Annotated in this window: 17 protein-coding genes; 10 read left to right on the top strand and 7 right to left on the bottom strand. The window is 59.2% G+C overall.

Annotation, left to right across the window (positions count from 1 at the left end):
• The 6 genes from ACVWVQ_RS13845 to ACVWVQ_RS13820 form a co-directional block, all read left to right on the top strand.
• Nucleotides 1–852, top strand: an 852-nt coding sequence (locus tag ACVWVQ_RS13845) for an RNA-guided endonuclease InsQ/TnpB family protein (RefSeq protein ID WP_457509029.1), incomplete at its 5' end; no start/stop codon positions are given.
• Nucleotides 737–1,066, top strand: coding sequence for a zinc ribbon domain-containing protein (locus ACVWVQ_RS13840; RefSeq protein WP_457509027.1), 330 nt, complete (start codon nt 737–739; stop codon nt 1,064–1,066). The genes ACVWVQ_RS13845 and ACVWVQ_RS13840, both read left to right, overlap by 116 nt.
• Before the next feature lie 86 nt (nt 1,067–1,152).
• Nucleotides 1,153–2,595, top strand: a complete 1,443-nt coding sequence (locus tag ACVWVQ_RS13835; protein WP_457509025.1) for a gamma-aminobutyraldehyde dehydrogenase — start codon at nt 1,153–1,155, stop codon at nt 2,593–2,595.
• Nucleotides 2,596–2,874: 279 nt separating this feature from the next.
• Entirely contained in the window at nt 2,875–4,893 is a 2,019-nt protein-coding gene (bchD, locus tag ACVWVQ_RS13830) for a magnesium chelatase ATPase subunit D (RefSeq protein ID WP_457509023.1), read from the top strand.
• Between the two features lie 125 nt (nt 4,894–5,018).
• Nucleotides 5,019–5,747: an LmeA family phospholipid-binding protein gene (locus tag ACVWVQ_RS13825; RefSeq protein ID WP_414358462.1), complete on the top strand. Its 729-nt coding sequence runs from the start codon at nt 5,019–5,021 to the stop codon at nt 5,745–5,747.
• Between the two features lie 586 nt (nt 5,748–6,333).
• Nucleotides 6,334–7,395 carry a sensor histidine kinase gene (locus tag ACVWVQ_RS13820; RefSeq protein ID WP_457509022.1) on the top strand — a complete coding sequence of 354 codons (1,062 nt, stop codon included), beginning with the start codon at nt 6,334–6,336 and terminating at the stop codon, nt 7,393–7,395.
• A gap of 53 nt (nt 7,396–7,448) precedes the next feature.
• Here the strand turns inward: ACVWVQ_RS13820 and ACVWVQ_RS13815 are convergent, their stop codons facing one another.
• The 4 genes from ACVWVQ_RS13815 to ACVWVQ_RS13800 form a co-directional block, all read right to left on the bottom strand.
• Nucleotides 7,449–8,057, bottom strand: a complete 609-nt coding sequence (locus tag ACVWVQ_RS13815; RefSeq protein WP_414357567.1) for a DNA-binding transcriptional response regulator — start codon at nt 8,055–8,057, stop codon at nt 7,449–7,451.
• Between the two features lie 253 nt (nt 8,058–8,310).
• The gene (locus ACVWVQ_RS13810; RefSeq protein WP_414357568.1) at nt 8,311–8,625 is read right to left on the bottom strand and encodes a DUF3007 family protein; all 315 of its coding nucleotides are present in this window, start codon (nt 8,623–8,625) and stop codon (nt 8,311–8,313) included.
• Between the two features lie 28 nt (nt 8,626–8,653).
• On the bottom strand, nt 8,654–8,875 hold the full coding sequence (ndhL, locus tag ACVWVQ_RS13805; RefSeq protein ID WP_011433942.1) for an NAD(P)H-quinone oxidoreductase subunit L: 222 nt from the start codon (nt 8,873–8,875) through the stop codon (nt 8,654–8,656).
• 112 nt (nt 8,876–8,987) lie between these two features.
• Nucleotides 8,988–9,392 (bottom strand): NIL domain-containing protein, encoded by a 405-nt coding sequence (locus tag ACVWVQ_RS13800; protein ID WP_414409519.1) that lies wholly within the window; start codon nt 9,390–9,392, stop codon nt 8,988–8,990.
• A 295-nt stretch (nt 9,393–9,687) separates the two neighbouring features.
• Between ACVWVQ_RS13800 and ACVWVQ_RS13795 the strand changes: the two genes are divergently transcribed.
• Nucleotides 9,688–9,858 (top strand): hypothetical protein, encoded by a 171-nt coding sequence (locus ACVWVQ_RS13795; RefSeq protein ID WP_457509020.1) that lies wholly within the window; start codon nt 9,688–9,690, stop codon nt 9,856–9,858.
• A gap of 7 nt (nt 9,859–9,865) precedes the next feature.
• The gene (locus ACVWVQ_RS13790; protein ID WP_457509018.1) at nt 9,866–12,301 is read left to right on the top strand and encodes an endonuclease MutS2; all 2,436 of its coding nucleotides are present in this window, start codon (nt 9,866–9,868) and stop codon (nt 12,299–12,301) included.
• 95 nt (nt 12,302–12,396) lie between these two features.
• Here the strand turns inward: ACVWVQ_RS13790 and ACVWVQ_RS13785 are convergent, their stop codons facing one another.
• The 3 genes from ACVWVQ_RS13785 to ACVWVQ_RS13775 form a co-directional block, all read right to left on the bottom strand.
• Nucleotides 12,397–12,651 carry a hypothetical protein gene (locus ACVWVQ_RS13785; protein WP_457509017.1) on the bottom strand — a complete coding sequence of 85 codons (255 nt, stop codon included), beginning with the start codon at nt 12,649–12,651 and terminating at the stop codon, nt 12,397–12,399.
• Between the two features lie 121 nt (nt 12,652–12,772).
• Nucleotides 12,773–13,201: an urease subunit beta gene (locus ACVWVQ_RS13780; RefSeq protein WP_414357572.1), complete on the bottom strand. Its 429-nt coding sequence runs from the start codon at nt 13,199–13,201 to the stop codon at nt 12,773–12,775.
• A gap of 71 nt (nt 13,202–13,272) precedes the next feature.
• A complete protein-coding gene (locus ACVWVQ_RS13775) occupies nt 13,273–13,575 on the bottom strand; it encodes an urease subunit gamma (protein ID WP_011433938.1) in 303 nt (100 codons plus the stop codon).
• Between the two features lie 359 nt (nt 13,576–13,934).
• On the opposite strand from ACVWVQ_RS13775, the gene hrcA reads away from it, so the two are divergent.
• Both hrcA and tilS read left to right on the top strand, forming a co-directional pair.
• Entirely contained in the window at nt 13,935–15,086 is a 1,152-nt protein-coding gene (gene hrcA, locus ACVWVQ_RS13770) for a heat-inducible transcriptional repressor HrcA (RefSeq protein WP_457509016.1), read from the top strand.
• 53 nt (nt 15,087–15,139) lie between these two features.
• Nucleotides 15,140–16,123 carry a tRNA lysidine(34) synthetase TilS gene (gene tilS / locus ACVWVQ_RS13765; protein ID WP_457509014.1) on the top strand — a complete coding sequence of 328 codons (984 nt, stop codon included), beginning with the start codon at nt 15,140–15,142 and terminating at the stop codon, nt 16,121–16,123.
• Nucleotides 16,124–16,226: the final 103 nt, after the last annotated feature.

Raw genomic sequence — 16,226 nt, 5'->3', positions numbered from 1 at the left:
AGGAAGCCAAGATTCAAGTCCATTCGCCGGTATTCGGGCTGGACGTATCCTGCCCGGTCGGGGTGGAAGGTCAACAGCACGGGAAAGCATGGCACGGTCACACTCAATGACTTGGGCATGACCCTGAAAATGCGTGGTCAAGCCAAGCATTGGGGCGTGTCAACAACGCTGACCCTTGTTTACAAGCCGTCCCGGCGGCAGTGGTTTGCCTCGTTCACGGTCGAGGTGGCGATACCTGAACCTAAGTTTGGTTCACAGTCGGATTTGCGATATGAGTCCATCGTTGCCTATGACTTGGGTACAGAGACCGCCCTGACCCTGTTTGATGGGGCGGAGTTTCGGGAGATTACTAATCCCCGCTTTACCCAGCGGAGTGAGGAGAAGATTCGCAGAGTCGCCAGACTGAAGCGCAGAAAGCGTGCCCCTAAAAAGGGCGTCAAGGCTTCCAGAAGGTGGAAGAAAATCCACCGGTGGGAAGCGCAACTCAAAGCCAAAGTCGCCCGTCAGCGCAAAGACTGGCAACACAAAGTGACGTCAGAGATAGCTTGTCGTTATGGCGAAGCGCTCCGCGCCGCCATAGGCGAACGGCGTAACGGAGAAGTTGCATGTCAAAGGGATGACCCGCAAGGGTGGGAAGCGCAAGGCAGGGCTAAACAAGTCTATTCTGTCGGTGGGGTTCGGTACATTGAACCAGATGATTACCTACAAAATCGAGCAGAAAGGGGGTTTAGTCCTCATGCTTCCCACTCAGACCCTCAAACCGAGCCAGCGCTGTCCCAAATGTGGGGCAGTCCACAAGGAGTGGGCGGACTTGAGCAACCGCTATCATGTCTGCTCTGGTTGTGGGTTTGAAATCCCCAGGGATCGGGGCTCGGTGATGGTGATGTACAACGTTGCCACTAATCGGCAACCGGGGTTGGGAACCAGCCTCGTGAGTCTTGGATGCTCCAGCTCTACTTCAAAGTCCTGCGGGGCTATGAAGCACCTGGGGCAGAGGAAGAGACTAAAATCCTGCCGTCAAGCGGATGGGGCATCAGAAACCCCATCCGCCTATGCGGTGGGGTAGTTCATTGAAGCTTATGATTCAAGCCGAGCCAAAAAGATTCGGCACAATGGGGAGAGCCATTTCACCAAGCTGTTGAGGACATCGCTATGGCCTACAAACTCTGGATCGACGGCCAATGGGTCGATAGCCAAGGGGGGGGGTTGATGACCATCGAGAACCCGGCCACCGGCGAGAAACTGGCAGAGGTGGTGGATGCTAGCCCTGCCGATGTGGATCGGGCGGTGCAAGCTGCCCAGACCGCTTTCTACGATGGCCGTTGGTCGAAACTTACCCCCGGCGAGCGATCCCTGGCCCTCTGGAAATTGGCAGATCTGATCGAGGCTCGTGCCCCAGAACTGGCTCGTGTGGAATCGGAAAACACCGGCAAGCCCTACGAGTTCCTCAGCTTAGGGGGAGATTTGCCGTTTGCGGTGGATAATCTGCGTTTCTTCGCCGCTGCCGCCCGCGACATCCATGGCTTTAGCGCCGGGGAATATGCCAAGGGCTACACCTCCCTCTTTCGCAAAGAGCCGGTGGGGGTGTGCGCTCAAATTACCCCCTGGAACTATCCGCTGATGATGGCCGTCTGGAAGATCGGCCCCGCCCTGGCCGCCGGCTGTACGGTGGTGCTCAAGCCCGCTCCTGCCACCCCCCTGACCACCCTGATGCTGGGAGAACTGATCGCCGAGGCCGGGATCCCGCCCGGGGTAGTCAATATCGTTACCGGAGGCAATGCCACCGGCCAAGCCCTGGTGGAGCACCCCCAGGTGCGCATGGTCAGCCTTACCGGCTCTACCGCCACCGGCAAGCAGGTGATGCGGACAGCGGCAGATACCCTGAAGCGGGTGCATTTGGAACTGGGGGGCAAAGCGCCGTTTATCGTCTTCGAGGATGCGGACGTAGAGACCGTTGCTGCCAAGGCCACATTTGCTGCCACCGTCAATACCGGCCAAGACTGTACGGCAGCCACCCGCGTCTATGTGCACGAGAGCAAGCTGGCGCAGGCGCAAGAGGCCATTGTAGAAGCCATGCGCAAAGTAACGGTGGGATCCCCTTTCGAGGCGGGAGTGGAGATGGGGCCTTTGGTCTCAGCAGCCCAGCGGGAGCGGGTGATGGGATTTGTGGAGCGGGCCAAAGCAGAGGGAGCCAAGGTGCTGACCGGCGGTCGGATCCCTTCCCAGATTGCCCAGGGCTACTACTATGAACCCACGGTGATTGCCAATGTCGATCAAAAAGCGGAGATCGTACAGAGTGAGGTTTTTGGGCCGGTTCTCACGCTCGGCTCGTTTCGCGAAGAAGCGGAAGCGCTACGCTTGGGCAATGACGTCCTATACGGGCTGGCGGCTTCTGTGTGGACTCAAGACATCGGACGAGCGATGAGGTTGGCCGCCGATCTGGAGTTCGGCACCGTCTGGATCAACGACCATATTCCCATTGCCTCTGAGGCCCCCCATGGCGGCTTTAAGCAATCGGGATTTGGCAAAGATCTCTCGGCAGAAGCGGTGCGCGACTACCAAATCACCAAACACGTGATGATTGCAACCCGCTGAAGTGATGCCCATTTTGAACAGAAGATGACCACCAAACAGCGGCGGCTCACCAGGGGTATTCCCAGTCGCCGTAGGCCATTGGTGGCCTTGATTCCGACCTACCCCTTCCCCTTGGGAGAGGGCTTGGGGAACTGTCTGGAGCCGGTTTGGAACCTCCCCAGAAAATCTCAGTTGCAAAGGCGGTGCGGAGCACTCAAGCGATAGACTGGGGTGTACAGCTCCCGCTCCGCTGCGAATCTGCTCGATTGAACCGTTGCTCGCCAAGCCTACCCGCCAACCATGGGATCCGCAACTCTATCCGCCCCTTGTACCTTTCCCCTCACCGCTGTGGTGGGGCAGCAGGCGGCCAAGCTGGCTCTGCTGCTGGCAGCAGTGGATCCCAGCCTAAGGGGTGTGGTGCTGGTGGGGCCTCGCGGCACCGCCAAGTCGGTTTTGGCCAGAGGGATCCACGCCTTGCTACCGCCCATCGAGGTGATTGCGGGATCCTATTGCAACGACGATCCGGCGCGACCGGACACCTGGTCGGACTGGGCCAAGGCTCGCTACCCAGCCGGAGAGGTGCCGCCCACCCAAGTGATATCGCCCCCCTTTGTCCAGATTCCCCTGGGCGTGACCGAAGATCGGCTGCTGGGATCCGTGGATGTGGGAGCTTCGGTGGAGCGGGGAGAAACCGTCTTTCAGCCGGGGCTGCTGGCTGCCGCCCACCGGGGTGTGCTGTACGTGGACGACATCAACCTGCTGGATGACTCAATTGCCGATCTGCTGCTGACGGTGGTGGGCGATGGGGTGAATCGCCTGGAGCGGGAAGGGATCAGCCTGCAACACCCCTGTCGGCCCCTGCTGGTGGCCACCTACAACCCCGAGGAGGGATCCCTGCGCCCCCACTTGCTGGATCGCATGGCCATGGTGGTGCCGCTGGAGCGGGATCTGAGCCTGGAGGAGCGGCGGGAGATTGCCCAGCGAGCCAGCCAATTCGGCGATGCCCCCGAACCCTTTCTGGCACAACACCAAGCAGAACTGGAAGAAATCCGCACCCAGATTGTCCTGGCCCGAGAGTGGCTGCCCCAGGTCAAACCCCAGCGGGAACAGATCCACTACCTGGTGCAAGAGGCCATCCGCGGCAATGTCCAAGGCCATCGGGGAGAGCAGTTTGCCCTACGGGCCGCCTGTGCCCTGGCAGCTCTGGAAGGACGGGATCGCCTGTTGGCCGAGGATCTGCAGCAGGCTGTGCAACTGGTGCTGCTGCCCCGCGCCCAATACGACCCCGACCAGCCCCCCCCTCCCCCCCCGCCACCATCCCAACAGTCGGATCCCCCGCCGCCGGATCCCGACAAGGATGGGGAAGATAGAGAGGAAACGGATCCCCAACCGGAAAACCTGAGTCTGCCGGAAGAGTTTTTCTTCGAGCCGGAGCGCATTGCCCTCGACCCGCGCCTGCTGGCCTTTGCCCAGTCCCTCAACCAACAGGGGAAAACGGGATCCCGCAGCCTGGTGTTCAGCGCCGACCGGGGCCGTTACATCAAGCCCATCCTGCCCCAGGGATCCAACCCCCGCATTGCCGTCGATGCCACCTTGCGAGCCGCTGCTCCCTACCAGAAGAGCCGCCGCCAGCGACAACCGGGACGCGCCGTCGTCGTGGAACCGAGCGATATCCGCGCCAAAAAGCTGGTTCGCAAGGCCGGAGCCCTGGTGATCTTTGTGGTGGATGCCTCCGGCTCCATGGCCCTCAACCGCATGCAAGCGGCCAAAGGAGCGGCCCTGCGCCTGCTCACAGAAGCCTACCAGAACCGCGACAAGGTGGCCCTCATCGCCTTTCGTGGAGAAACTGCCGAAGTGCTGCTGCCCCCCACCCGCTCCATTGAGCTGGCCCGCCGCCGTTTGGAATCTCTGCCCTGCGGCGGGGGATCCCCTCTTGCCCATGCCCTCACCCAAGCCGTGCGGATGGGAGTCAATGCCCGTGCTGCCGGCGACGTGGGCCAGGTGATGCTGGTGGCCCTCACCGATGGTCGGGGCAACATCCCCCTCAGCCGCTCTTTGGGACGGAGCGATGGCAAACCCCAGTCGGGAACGGATCCCATCGACCTGAAGCAGGAGCTGCGGGAGATTGCCCTGCGCATCCGCGCCCTGGGGTTGAAGCTGCTCTTGATCGACTCCCAAAGCCGCTTTGTAACCACCGGCTTCAGCGCCGAACTGGCGGAATTGGCGGGCGGACGGTACTTTCACCTGCCCCGCGCCACCGACCAGGGGATCGCAGCCGTGGCCCGCTCGGCCATGCAGGAAGGACGCACCTACTCCTGAGAGAACAGCCTCTCCGTCGGCGGAGGTTGTAACTTTTCTTAATGGTTGGTTATGATCCCTGTAGGCGAACTTCACCTTGTCCCATGGCTACAGGACTCCTGCCCCAACTTTCCCTCCAGAATCCCATGGCTGTCGATTGGGTCAGTCGGGGGGTAAGCGCAGCCATTCGCGCCCTCTTTAAGCATGCAGAGCGGCTGGAGGCGCGCGTGCGAGTGGAGCCTGTTGCCAAATTGTTGCAGGGTCGTATCGACAGCTTTGAACTGTTGGGCCAGCATCTGCAGATGTACAACGGCCTGAGGCTTTCGGCTCTGGAGCTATTCTGCAATGCGGTGGCCATCGATTTCAGCCAAATTTGGCAGGGGAAGATCAAGCTGCGCCAGCCAGTACAGGCCACAATGCGCGTGGTGCTGAGCGAAGACGATCTGGCGCAATCGTTTAACACACCTTTTGTGCTGAATAGGCTGGCCTTAGGAAAGCAGGATGATAGCCCCCTATCCTTCCATCACGTCCATATCAGCATCACCCCGGCGCGACGACTGCAATTCCAGGCAAATGTACAGCAGGGAGAAGCCAGGGCTTTCTGCGTCGGTTTTTCCGCCCAGGTTGAGGTGCTGGAGCGGCGTCGCATCCGCTTTACAGATCCAGTGTTTGAAAGCGGTACAGAAGAGGAGCTAGCCTTGAGCCAAGCTTTGGTACGCTGCCTGAATGAGCTTCTGGATTTGGATCGGCTCGCCTTGCGAGGCACTGAGCTGCGGGTAGACCGGGTGAACTTGCAGCCCCAGCAGATGATCCTGTACGGCAGTGCCACCCTAGCGCAATTTCCCACACGCCAACCCCAATGGGAAAGTGCTTGACAGCCTTTGGAAGGGCGGCTACGCTCAATAGTGGTGAGGAGTGAAGAGAAGAAGCCTCTGGGGTCGAAACACGGACAGACTCCCAGAGGTTTTTTCATGCTTCAGGAGCTTGAGAGCTCCGCTCTGCCCCTCGATCTTGATCTGTTGAACTTGTAGTCCTTTGACCCAAACTGGGACACTACACCCAAAACGTTGGTCGCGTCGTCGCGTCAGCGTTGCCGAGCAATAATGCATGCGGCCAAAGGCTTTTCTCAATGGCCCAGGCGCCTCACCCTAACCTGAAACGACTATGATTGCTCAACGTTGGTTACGCCTGGGGATCAAGCTGTCTTTCTTTGCCGTGATGTCCACAGCTTTGCCAACCGGAATACGGCGCGGCTTCTCTAAAGAATGGGGTAGCTGGGTATCCTAAAAGCTGGGGTTACGGCATCCTTCTTTATTCATGGGGATGAAGTGGCTCAAGACATAACGGTCATTCTAAGACCTAGGAAAGAACTCTTCAGCCTTGACCGTGAGGGGATGTTTATTCTTTGCCTACGGTTGGTTCACTATTCAAGCAGGTCTTGTCAAAGCGAGCACACCGAGTTTGAAACAGCAACTACTCCGCCTACTTGAGTTTTGGCGCCGCCGCTTTCCCCACAGCCTGCGCACCCAGGTGGCATTGGTCATTGCCAGCCTTTCGTTTGTCCCCAACTTGGTTTTCATCCTGTCGGTGCAGTGGATCTGGCCCGACACGCAGTTCAGCACTGAAGGGATCCTTCTGCTGCTGCTGTGGATCCCGTTGCTGGCGGTGCTATCGGCGGTGGTGGGCTATGCTCTGTCCTCCATGATTTTGCGCCCCCTCACCCTGCTGGCCCGCGAGTTGGCCCATTTGGAAACCTTGATCAACCAGCCTGCCCGTTGGAATCTGCTGCTCCGCCCCGGGGATCCCCAGGAAGCCCTGATCTTGCGGCAGGCTTTTGCCCAGTTGCTGCGCCAGATCCAGATCGATCAAATGCGGCGAGAAGCCTTTACCGCCACCCTGGTTCACGACCTCAAAACCCCCCTCATCGCCTTTGGGCACCTGCTGAGCGCCTTTAAACAGGATCAACAGCTCGAGCCGGAGCAACGTCGCGCTCTGCTGGATCGCATCCTGCAGGAAAATCAACACAATCTCTCTCTGGTGCAGAAAATGGTGGAGGCTCACCGCCTAGAGCGGGGAGAGATCGAGTTGCATCCTCGGCCTTGTGATCTGGGATCCCTGGCCAGAAGGGTGGCCGAGCGCATGGGATCCCTGGCCCAAGAACGGGGGATCGACCTGCGAGTGGAAGGGGAAGGGTGGGGCAACGCCGATGAGGCAGAGCTGGAGCGGGCGCTGGTGAATCTGGTGGACAATGCCTTGCGCTATGCACGCCATGCAGTGGTGCTCACTGTCAGCCCCCGCCAGATCCAGGTGCAGGATGATGGCCCCGGCCTACCCGCCCCTCTGGAAGAGTTGGCCCAACCCTACGTGACCCAGCCCATTCACATTGCCGGCCACCACTACCCAACCGGCTCAGGAGGTCTAGGGCTATACATCGCCAAGCGTATCCTGCAGGCCCATGGAGGGGAATTGCGGTTGGTCGAGACGGGATCCCAAGGGGCTACTCTAGCCCTAGTGTTGCGCTGACCTTCTCTTAGCAGTTCAACCCTGGCAGAGCAAGACAGTGCGAGAAAACGTGCTCAACCGACAGGGCGACCCCGGTACATCAATCGGTACTTCACCTGCGGGGTCAAGTCTTTCTGCCCTGGATCCCCTTCCGCCGTGATGGGTTGTGGAGGGGCGGTGGGGGAGTGCGCGATCGGCTGCGGGGGAGTGGTGGAAGAAGATGTACGGCTGACCTCCCCAGGCCATACGCCCGCTTGCTCCAGAGCCCTGTAGAGTGCCGCCGTGTCAATAGGCAAAAACCACCTGGCAGCCTCGTAAATTCGTTCGAGGGAGTGGAGAATATCGTCGGCCTCTGCCAAGCCGGGGATCACATCTGCTGCCCCCTGATAAATTGCCCAGCGCCGCTCTGCAGGCTCGATGTGGCGACGGGGGTGATGAGTCAGGATCACAGGGATGTTGGGCAGCTTACTTTGGCACTCTCGACAAAAGGCATAGGGGTTAAACAGCCCCGTCGTCATGTCCACCACCATCAGATCCAAATCCAGAGGCTGACTTGCTGCCACCTCCAGCAGATCTTCACGCGGGGAAACCAGCACCACAGAGTGCCCCTGAGACTCCAGCGCCAACTTCCAGAGATGAATTTGCGAGGGCTGGCCCTGAGCTAGCAGTATGGTTTTGCTCACCGTAGATGGAGAGATGTGAGTAGAAGGGAAGGCGAAGGCTTGCACCACTTGATGATCCGTTATACGTCAGAATCTTGTGCAAGGCGCAATGTAGCATCCTTAAGAGGAGCAAATGGTGACCGGATATACAAGTGCTGCTGTTTAGGCCCAACACTCTACAAATTAAATCCGGATTAAATCCGGATCCCCAGCAGCCGACAGCCCATTTCTGGGTGCGGCCTGTCCGACGGCCTCAACGTTTGTCTTGCTCAATTCAATCTGGGATCCCTTCTTTCTCGCTTTCCAATTCAGCTTGCAGGGCCTGCCACTCTTCCGGAGACAGCGAGTGGAGTTTCTCTTGAAGTTGCTGGGTCTCAAAGCTGGCCCACTGAGCCTTCAGGGTCATTTCCCCCCGCAGCACCCGCCTCAGGTAGCCAAAAGTCCACCCCAAGCAAGCCAGCAGGAGCACCACGCTCGATATCTGCTGCGCAGCCCCCGTATCCAAGCCCGCCCAAAGCAGCAGGCCATAGAGGATCCCTCCCCCCAACAGCAGGGCTAAGCCTATAGCAAGAACATCCAATCTGCGCATGGCTCAGTGGATCGACAAACGGCTGACCTTACAGCGACCGGGGCTTGGGCCGGAACGTCATGAAGGGAGCCAAGAGCACCATGCCGGGAAAGAAAAACAAGACCAAGAAAAACATCAACACCTTTTCCCAAGCACTGCCTGAAGTCCAGCGTTTGTCCACATACAGCAGAGACAACAGAGGCAGCACCAGCAGATAGAGAACAGCCAAACCGGCATAAGTTAACCCGATCAACGATGGAGTAGAAGCCATGTCGAGTGCGTCCTGCAGCTATTTGACCTGTGTCCAACAAGTCTAACAGCATTGTTAACGGCATTGTGAAGAGATTTGTCGGCTGAAGGAAGTCGGTAACTCGGCCAACTGACTACAAACTGGTGCTGATCGCCCCAACGGGGCAGGTGGGTACGCACTGTTCGCACATGACGCAGCGGTTGCGGGAGAACTCCAGCTTCCAGTTGGGAGCAGAAATCTTCAGGGCCTCGGTTGGGCAAACTCCCGTACACAATCCACAGTCCACGCACAAGTCTGGGTCGATTTGAATTTCCTTGGCCCGTTCAGTCACCTCAATGCCCAAAGACTGTACCCATTCCAATCCTGCTTCCACCTGGTCGATATCCCCCGACAGCTCCACCACCAAAGTACCCACTTCGTTGGGGGCTACCCTGGCGCGCACGATATTGGCAGCCACATCGAAGTCTTTGGCCAACCGATAGGTGAGAGGCACATTCACCAAATGGCGGGGGAAAATGAGGGTGACTCGTTTGCGCACGGATCTTGAGTGTTTTGAGTGCAGCAACTTCCTTCAGTATGGCAGGCTTGTGAGGTTCAGTTTGGCCGTGAATGCAGCTCACTTCCACCCTCCACAGGACACCCAAGGCGAACCCCACAGCGGTAGGGCGGGGCTTTGAACCCAGTTTTTCGGTGAGCTCAGCTTCTTGGGAAGATCACCAGAGGCAGCGCGTGAGACAACGGCGCCATTATCAGCGTGCCCCTCTCACCAAAAGCTATCTGTGGAAGCCGACCCAGAGCCTGCCACAATAGGATGGAGAGCGTCCCCGATCCCTATGGACTCATCTTTTGCTCAGCCCCGTCTCAACTCAGAGCAGTACCGCCAGATGCTGGTGCGGGATGGCGAACGTCGCTTCCGCGAGTGGCACACTGCCTTCCTCAAGTATCAACAGCAGTTTTTGCAGGAGATGAAGCAACTGCGTCTCCAGGGTTCTTTGCATCGCTGAATGGTTAATGCCCACCGTCCCCACCTTGCACCCGCTGCCAGTCTTTTCCAAGCCCGATCCCTCCCCAAGGCCTACGGCCTGCCAAGGCGAACGGCAAGAAACCTTGGAATTGCTGGAGTGGCCCCGCCTCTGTCAACACTTGGCCACCTTTGCTGCCACACCCTTGGGCCGTCGTGCCTGCCTAGAGCTGGATCCCTGGCAGAGCCGCGCCGATAGCGAAGCCTACCTCGATCAGACTGAGGAAGCGATCCGCCTCGATCGCACACAGGCGGGGGGCCTTTCCATGGCAGGGATCCACAACCTGCTGCCGGCTTTGGAACGGGCTGAACGGGGGGGGATCCTGAGCGGGGAAGAGCTGGTGCAGATTGCTACAACTCTGGGGGCGGCCCGCCGCATTCGTCGTCTGATCGACGACCACGACCATCTGCCACGCTTGCAAACTTGGGTGAGCACCCTGCGCACCTACCCGGAGCTGGAGCAGGAGATCTTCCGCTGCCTGGAGGAACATGGCGAGGTGCGGGACAGCGCCAGCCCTGCCCTTGCCAATCTGCGCCAGCAGCAACGGCAACAGCGCAGCCAGATCCAGGAGCGCCTGCAACAGTTGATGAGCCAGTACCCCCAGGCGCTGCAGGACAACCTGATCGGCCAGCGGCAGGGACGGTTTGTCCTGATGGTCAAGGCCACCCATCGGGATCTCATCCGCGGCATTGTGCATGACAGCTCTGCCAGTGGGGCCACCCTCTATGTGGAGCCCTACGCCGTGGTGGAACTGGGCAACCGCTGGCGAGAAACCCAAGTTCAGATTCAGGCGGAGGAAGAGCGGATCTTAGCCGCGCTCTCGGCTCAGGTGGCCTCCGTCGCCACCGATCTGAAGCATTTGCAGGGGGTGATGGTGGGGTTGGATGTGGCTCTGGCTCGGGGTCGCTACAGCCTCTGGCTGGACGGCAATCGTCCCCAGTTTGTCTCGGCAGGATTGCGCCTGCGTCAGGCCAAGCACCCCCTGCTGCTCTGGCAATCTCGCGCCGCTGCCCCTTCGGAGGGTCAAGGCTCTGCTGTTGTCCCTATCGACTTCACCCTCTCGGACTCGATTCGGGTCGTAGTCATCACCGGCCCCAACACCGGCGGCAAAACCGTTGCCTTGAAAACCCTGGGGCTGTTGGTGCTCATGGCCAAGGCGGGGATCTTCCTGCCGGCTCAAGATCCGCCCCAACTGCCTTGGTTCGACAGGGTTTACGCCGACATTGGGGATGAACAATCGCTGCAACAAAATCTCTCCACCTTTTCAGGGCACATCCGCCGCATCAGCCGCATGGTACAGGCCCTGCAGTCCACTCCAGAGCCGGCCCTTGTCCTGTTGGATGAGGTGGGGGCGGGCACGGATCCCACCGAAGGAGCTGCCCTGGCGGCTGGGCTATTGGAGTACCTCTCGGAAAAGGCGCTGCTCACCCTGGCTACCACCCACTACGGCGAGCCAAAGGCCCTGAAATACCAACATCCCGGCTTTGAAAATGCCTCAGTGGAGTTCGACGAGGTCACCCTGGCCCCCACCTATCGCCTCTTGTGGGGGATCCCAGGCCGCTCCAATGCCTTGACCATTGCTCAACGGCTGCAGTTGGATCCAGAGATTCTGCGGCGGGCCCAGCGGCACCTGCAAGGGGAAAGCCAGGTGGATAGGGTCATTGCCGGCCTGGAAGCGCAGCGGGCTCAATTGGAAGAGCGGGCGGCCCAGGTGGGATCCCTGCATCGAGAGCTGGAGAGCCTATATCAACAAATGCAGCAGCGTAGCCGCCAAATCGCCGAGCGAGAAGCCCGGCTGGAGCAGAAGCAAAACCAAGAACTGCAAGCCCTGTTGGCTGCTGCCCGTCAGGAAGTGGCTGCCGCCATCCGCAGATTGCAGCAGGGAGAGGATCCCCAACGCATTACTGCCGAGCTGGCGCAAATCCAGCAGCGCTACTCTCCCCCACCGCCGCCCGTGGATATGGAGTTTGTGCCAGAGGTGGGAGATCGGGTGCGGCTGAGAGGCTTGGGTCAGACGGGGGAAGTGATCGCCATCGAAGGGGATGTGTATGTGGTGCGCAGCGGCATCCTCAAATTCACAGTGCCACGGGGGCAGTTGGATCCCATCGATGAACACCAGGCTAAGCAACGCCAACGCCCCAAAGCCCCACCTCCCTCCCCTGCAGCCACCGCTCCTCTGAACCTGCGCACCAGCCAGAACACCCTCGATCTGAGGGGGAAAACCGTTGCTGATGCTGAGGCCATTCTGGAACAGCACTTTGCCCAAGCTCCTCCCGGCCCGGTTTGGATCATCCACGGCCACGGCACAGGGCGCCTGAAAGCCGGCGTCCAGGCTTATCTCCAAAATCACCCGCGCGTTCAGCGTTTTTCAGCCGCTGATCCCGAAGACGGCGGTACTGGAGTGACCGTGGCTCATTTACAGTGAGGCTTGTACAGTGAGGCTTGCCAGTGCCAGAAGGGAGTAGGGGTGGTCGCGTTGGCATTCTCGAGTCGGAGACCGGACAAGTGCCGGGCAATGTCTCAAGCTTGACTGTGGAGCACTGCCGCTGCTGAGCTGACGGGCTGGGATCCCTTCTGTTGCCGCTGGCTTCGCCAGAGCCAGTAGCTCCGCAGCAGTTGGCTATCCCCAATGAGCTTCAACATCACCGCCACCGTTGCACCTGTCCAACTGAGAGGCCCAAAGGCGGCGCCTGCTGCTGCCAACAGCGCCAACCCAGAAAGATTTAGCCCCAAGCCTTGCACCCACATCCACAAGACAGTCTCGCGCTCTGACATCTGTCAGCTCCTAGAGGAGAAATAGGATAGCCCTACTGTCCTGAATTTGAGCAGAGACGGGGATGGGGTTGAGCCTTGACACCGCTGCCCAAAGCTGCACACTTGGGGGGGGCGGTACTCCCTAGGGATTGGCTGCTTGACCCATCCACTCCTGCAATCGGGCCAGGGCCAGCCGCTTTTGGGCGGCAGAGCGTACCGTACCCTCCGTGAGCCGATTGAAGCCATGCACCAACCCCTTGCCCCCCAAAGCCACCAGCGTCACCCGATGGGTTTGGCCTGGCTCAAAACGCACCGCATTGCCGGAAGGAATGTTGAGGCGCATGCCAAAGCTGGCGGCGCGATCGAAAACCAGGGCCCGGTTCACCTCGAAAAAGTGAAAATGGGATCCCACCTGAACGGGCCGATCCCCTCGGTTGGTGACCTCTAGCGTCACGGTGGCCCGCCCGACGTTGGCCTGGATGGGATCCTCTGCCAGCAGCAGTTCCCCTGGGATTAGGGCTGGCTCCGCGTTGGCGCCAGGCGTGGTTTTGGATTTGCGGCCAGAGGGCATGGGGACAACCTCCTGAAGTTTTTCGGTCTTTGGAGCATCTGGGGGATCCCTGAAAGCGGGCAGCCCCGACGCTAGCGAATGGGATGGTGCAAGGTAACCAGCTTGGTGCCGTCGGGAAAGGTGGCTTCCACTTGGATTTCGGGGATCATCTCCGGGATGCCGGGCATTACGTCCTCGCGGGTCAGCCACGTCAGCCCCTCGCTCATCAATTGGGCGACCGTTTTCCCTTCCCGCGCCCCCTCCAAAACCGCTGCGCTCAAGTAGGCCACTGCCTCAGGGTAATTGAGTTTGAGGCCCCGCTGCCGCCGATCCCGAGCCAACTGGGCAGCCAGGTAGATCAACAACTTGTCTTTCTCCTGGGGGGATAAGTACACGGGACAACCTCAAAGATACAAAAGGATACAGGGGGGACAGCAGCAGGCCCAGTTGGCCTAGAGTTGACTCAACTTTATATCACCTCTGGGCAAAAAAAGGGGTCTAGGCTAGAGGGGATTTCCCTTTCTCCTGCACAACCCACAGCCTCAACCTCTTTCGGCATTGGGTGTTGCGACTCCCTTCCTGGGCAACCCGTCATGAAAGAGTAACAATAGATGCATACAGATGTATTTAGACGCGAAAGTTTGTCTAGATTCGTATCTCAACCCTGAGTTGGTCTATCCTGGAGCAATTTACCGGCTCTGTTTAGCACTTCCCTTTAGATAGATAGGTGTTGACTGGGTTCTTTTGATCGGCTATGAAACTCGAACTGACTCCCCGCCAGCGGAAGATTCTCTGGGCGACGGTGCGCAGCTACATTGCGACGGCTGAACCTGTCGGTTCCAAAACCTTGGCCCAGTCCTATAACTTTGGGGTGAGCACGGCCACTATTCGTAACGACCTGGCCACCCTTGAGCAAGTGGGATTGCTGTTTCAGCCTCACACCTCCGCCGGACGGGTTCCTTCCGACTTTGGCTATCGGGTTTATGTCAACGATTTGTTGACCTCTGCCAACAGCGGTGGGATCCCTCACGATGCTCCTCAGCCGGATCCCCATCCCGCTCTGCAACAGTTGATGGATCAGCTTGGCCGTGAGCTGGGAGACGACCTAGACAGCCTCCTGCAAAGGGTAGCTCAGCTTTTGGCCCATCTGAGCGGTTGCATTGCTCTCATCACTCCTCCTCAGGGGCCGGTGGTAGCCATTCATCATGTGCAGTTGGTGTCGGTAGCGCCAGGGCGGGTGATGGTGTTGGTGGTAACCGACTCCTATCAAACCCATTCAGCTCTGGTCAGCCCCCCCGACTGGCCCAGCGACTCCCGAGAGGATTTGGAAGATGAATTGCAATTGCTCAGCAACTTTCTCACCCTGAAGCTGCGGGGCAAAACCTTTGCCGAGTTGCAGGATCTGAGCTGGCTGAAACTGGATGAAGAATTTCGTACCTACGGCCATTGGCTCCAGCAACTGCTGCGCTCGGTGGTGCAACGGTATCTGCAGCCCTCTCTGGGGCAGGTGTTCAGTGCCGGTATGGCCGAGTTGATGCGTCAGCCGGAGTTTTCCCAGGCCCGGCAGGTGCAGGCAGTGATGCAGTTGATCGAGGAGGGAGCCAAGCAACTTCAGGGGATGATTGGGCTCCATTTTGCCGATGGGGGTTTGCCCTCTCTGCCGAGCTCAACGGAGATGGATCAGGAGTCGGGACAGTCTGCCCGCAAGACCCCGGTGATCATCTACATTGGCAGCGAGAATCCACTGGAGTCTCTGCACCACTGCACGGTTATCACCTCCACTTACCACCGTCGCTCAGCTCCTCTGGGTACGGTCACCTTGCTGGGGCCGACCCGAATGGCCTACGAGCGCAGCATTGCTGCTGTGCAGGCAGTGGCCTCTCATCTGACCCGAGCTCTTGCCTAAGGGATCCCATGAAGGCAGGCAGGGTCTGGGTTGCACCTGAGCAATAACAAGCTGTGGCCAGGCTCTCTCCTCTCCACCTGCGGGTACAGTGCGCCATTCGGCAGCGGCAACTTCTTCACCCTGGCCAGCGGCTGCTGGTGGCTTTTTCGGGCGGGCAAGATTCTTTTTGCCTGCTCCAAATCCTGCGGGATCTACAGCCTCGCTGGGGCTGGCAGCTCTTCGTTTTGCATTGCGATCACCGCTGGTCGGCAGATGAAACGGAGTGTGCTCGCTTTTTGCAGGGGTGGCTGCAGCAGCAGGGACTGCCTCATGCTGTTGAGACTGCGGATCCCATCCGCCGAGACGAAGCAGGGGCCAGGGCTTGGCGCTACCAACAACTCGACAAATGGGCCCGCATCTGGGATTGCAGCGCCGTGGTGATGGGGCATACGGCCAGCGACCGGGCCGAGACATTTTTATGGAACTTGCTGCGAGGGACAGGAGCCGCCGGGCTGAGCAGCCTAGATTGGCAGCGTCGCCTGGACGACCGGGATCCCACCTCTGCCCAGGTGGTGCGACCCCTGCTGGGTCTATACCGTTGGGAAACCGAACAATTTTGCCAGCAGCACCAATTGCCGGTCTGGCCGGATCGCAGCAACCAAGATCTGGCCCATGGCCGCAACCGCCTCCGCCTGGAGGTGATGCCTTACTTGAAACAGCACTTCAACCCCCAACTGGAAGCGGCCCTGAATCGGGCTGCCACACTGCTGCAAGCAGAACATGAGCTGGTGGTAGCTCAAGCAGCTCAGCTATGGCCACAGGTATATGAGCCCGCTTTGCCAGGGCTGCGACGGGATCCCTTGCGGGCTGCCCCCTTGGCTCTGCAGCGGCAGGTAATGTTCCAGTTTTTGTCCCTGGTGTTGTCCCACCACCCCACCTTTGACCAGGTAGAAGCCGGGATCCAGCTCTTAAAAGCAGACCGAGGCAGCCGTAGCCCCGATTATCCAGGTGGGCACTGGCTGGAAGTGAAAGGGGATCACTTGGTTTGTTTCCATTAATTTTTCCATTACAGCCTGTTAAGGGCTCAAGGGGTACAATAGCAGCACTTAGCAAACCAACTTCGGAAGGAGGATGGATTGATCAGTAGTAAAGAAGTCTTCA

The sequence above is a fragment of the Thermostichus sp. MS-CIW-36 genome (genome assembly GCF_054059035.1).
The sequence above is the reverse complement of the archived record's forward strand: the minus strand, read 5'-3'. Positions and strand labels throughout refer to the sequence as shown.

What these genes read in the sequence shown, in the direction of transcription:
- ACVWVQ_RS13840 (WP_457509027.1), top strand. Translation starts at nt 737, where the DNA reads ATGCTTCCCACTCAGACCCTCAAACCGAGCCAGCGCTGTCCCAAATGT.
- ACVWVQ_RS13835 (WP_457509025.1), top strand. Translation starts at nt 1,153, where the DNA reads ATGGCCTACAAACTCTGGATCGACGGCCAATGGGTCGATAGCCAAGGG.
- bchD (WP_457509023.1), top strand. Translation starts at nt 2,875, where the DNA reads ATGGGATCCGCAACTCTATCCGCCCCTTGTACCTTTCCCCTCACCGCT.
- ACVWVQ_RS13825 (WP_414358462.1), top strand. Translation starts at nt 5,019, where the DNA reads ATGGCTGTCGATTGGGTCAGTCGGGGGGTAAGCGCAGCCATTCGCGCC.
- ACVWVQ_RS13810 (WP_414357568.1), bottom strand. Translation starts at nt 8,625, where the DNA reads ATGCGCAGATTGGATGTTCTTGCTATAGGCTTAGCCCTGCTGTTGGGG.
- ndhL (WP_011433942.1), bottom strand. Translation starts at nt 8,875, where the DNA reads ATGGCTTCTACTCCATCGTTGATCGGGTTAACTTATGCCGGTTTGGCT.
- ACVWVQ_RS13795 (WP_457509020.1), top strand. Translation starts at nt 9,688, where the DNA reads ATGGACTCATCTTTTGCTCAGCCCCGTCTCAACTCAGAGCAGTACCGC.
- ACVWVQ_RS13790 (WP_457509018.1), top strand. Translation starts at nt 9,866, where the DNA reads ATGCCCACCGTCCCCACCTTGCACCCGCTGCCAGTCTTTTCCAAGCCC.
- ACVWVQ_RS13785 (WP_457509017.1), bottom strand. Translation starts at nt 12,651, where the DNA reads ATGTCAGAGCGCGAGACTGTCTTGTGGATGTGGGTGCAAGGCTTGGGG.
- ACVWVQ_RS13780 (WP_414357572.1), bottom strand. Translation starts at nt 13,201, where the DNA reads ATGCCCTCTGGCCGCAAATCCAAAACCACGCCTGGCGCCAACGCGGAG.
- hrcA (WP_457509016.1), top strand. Translation starts at nt 13,935, where the DNA reads ATGAAACTCGAACTGACTCCCCGCCAGCGGAAGATTCTCTGGGCGACG.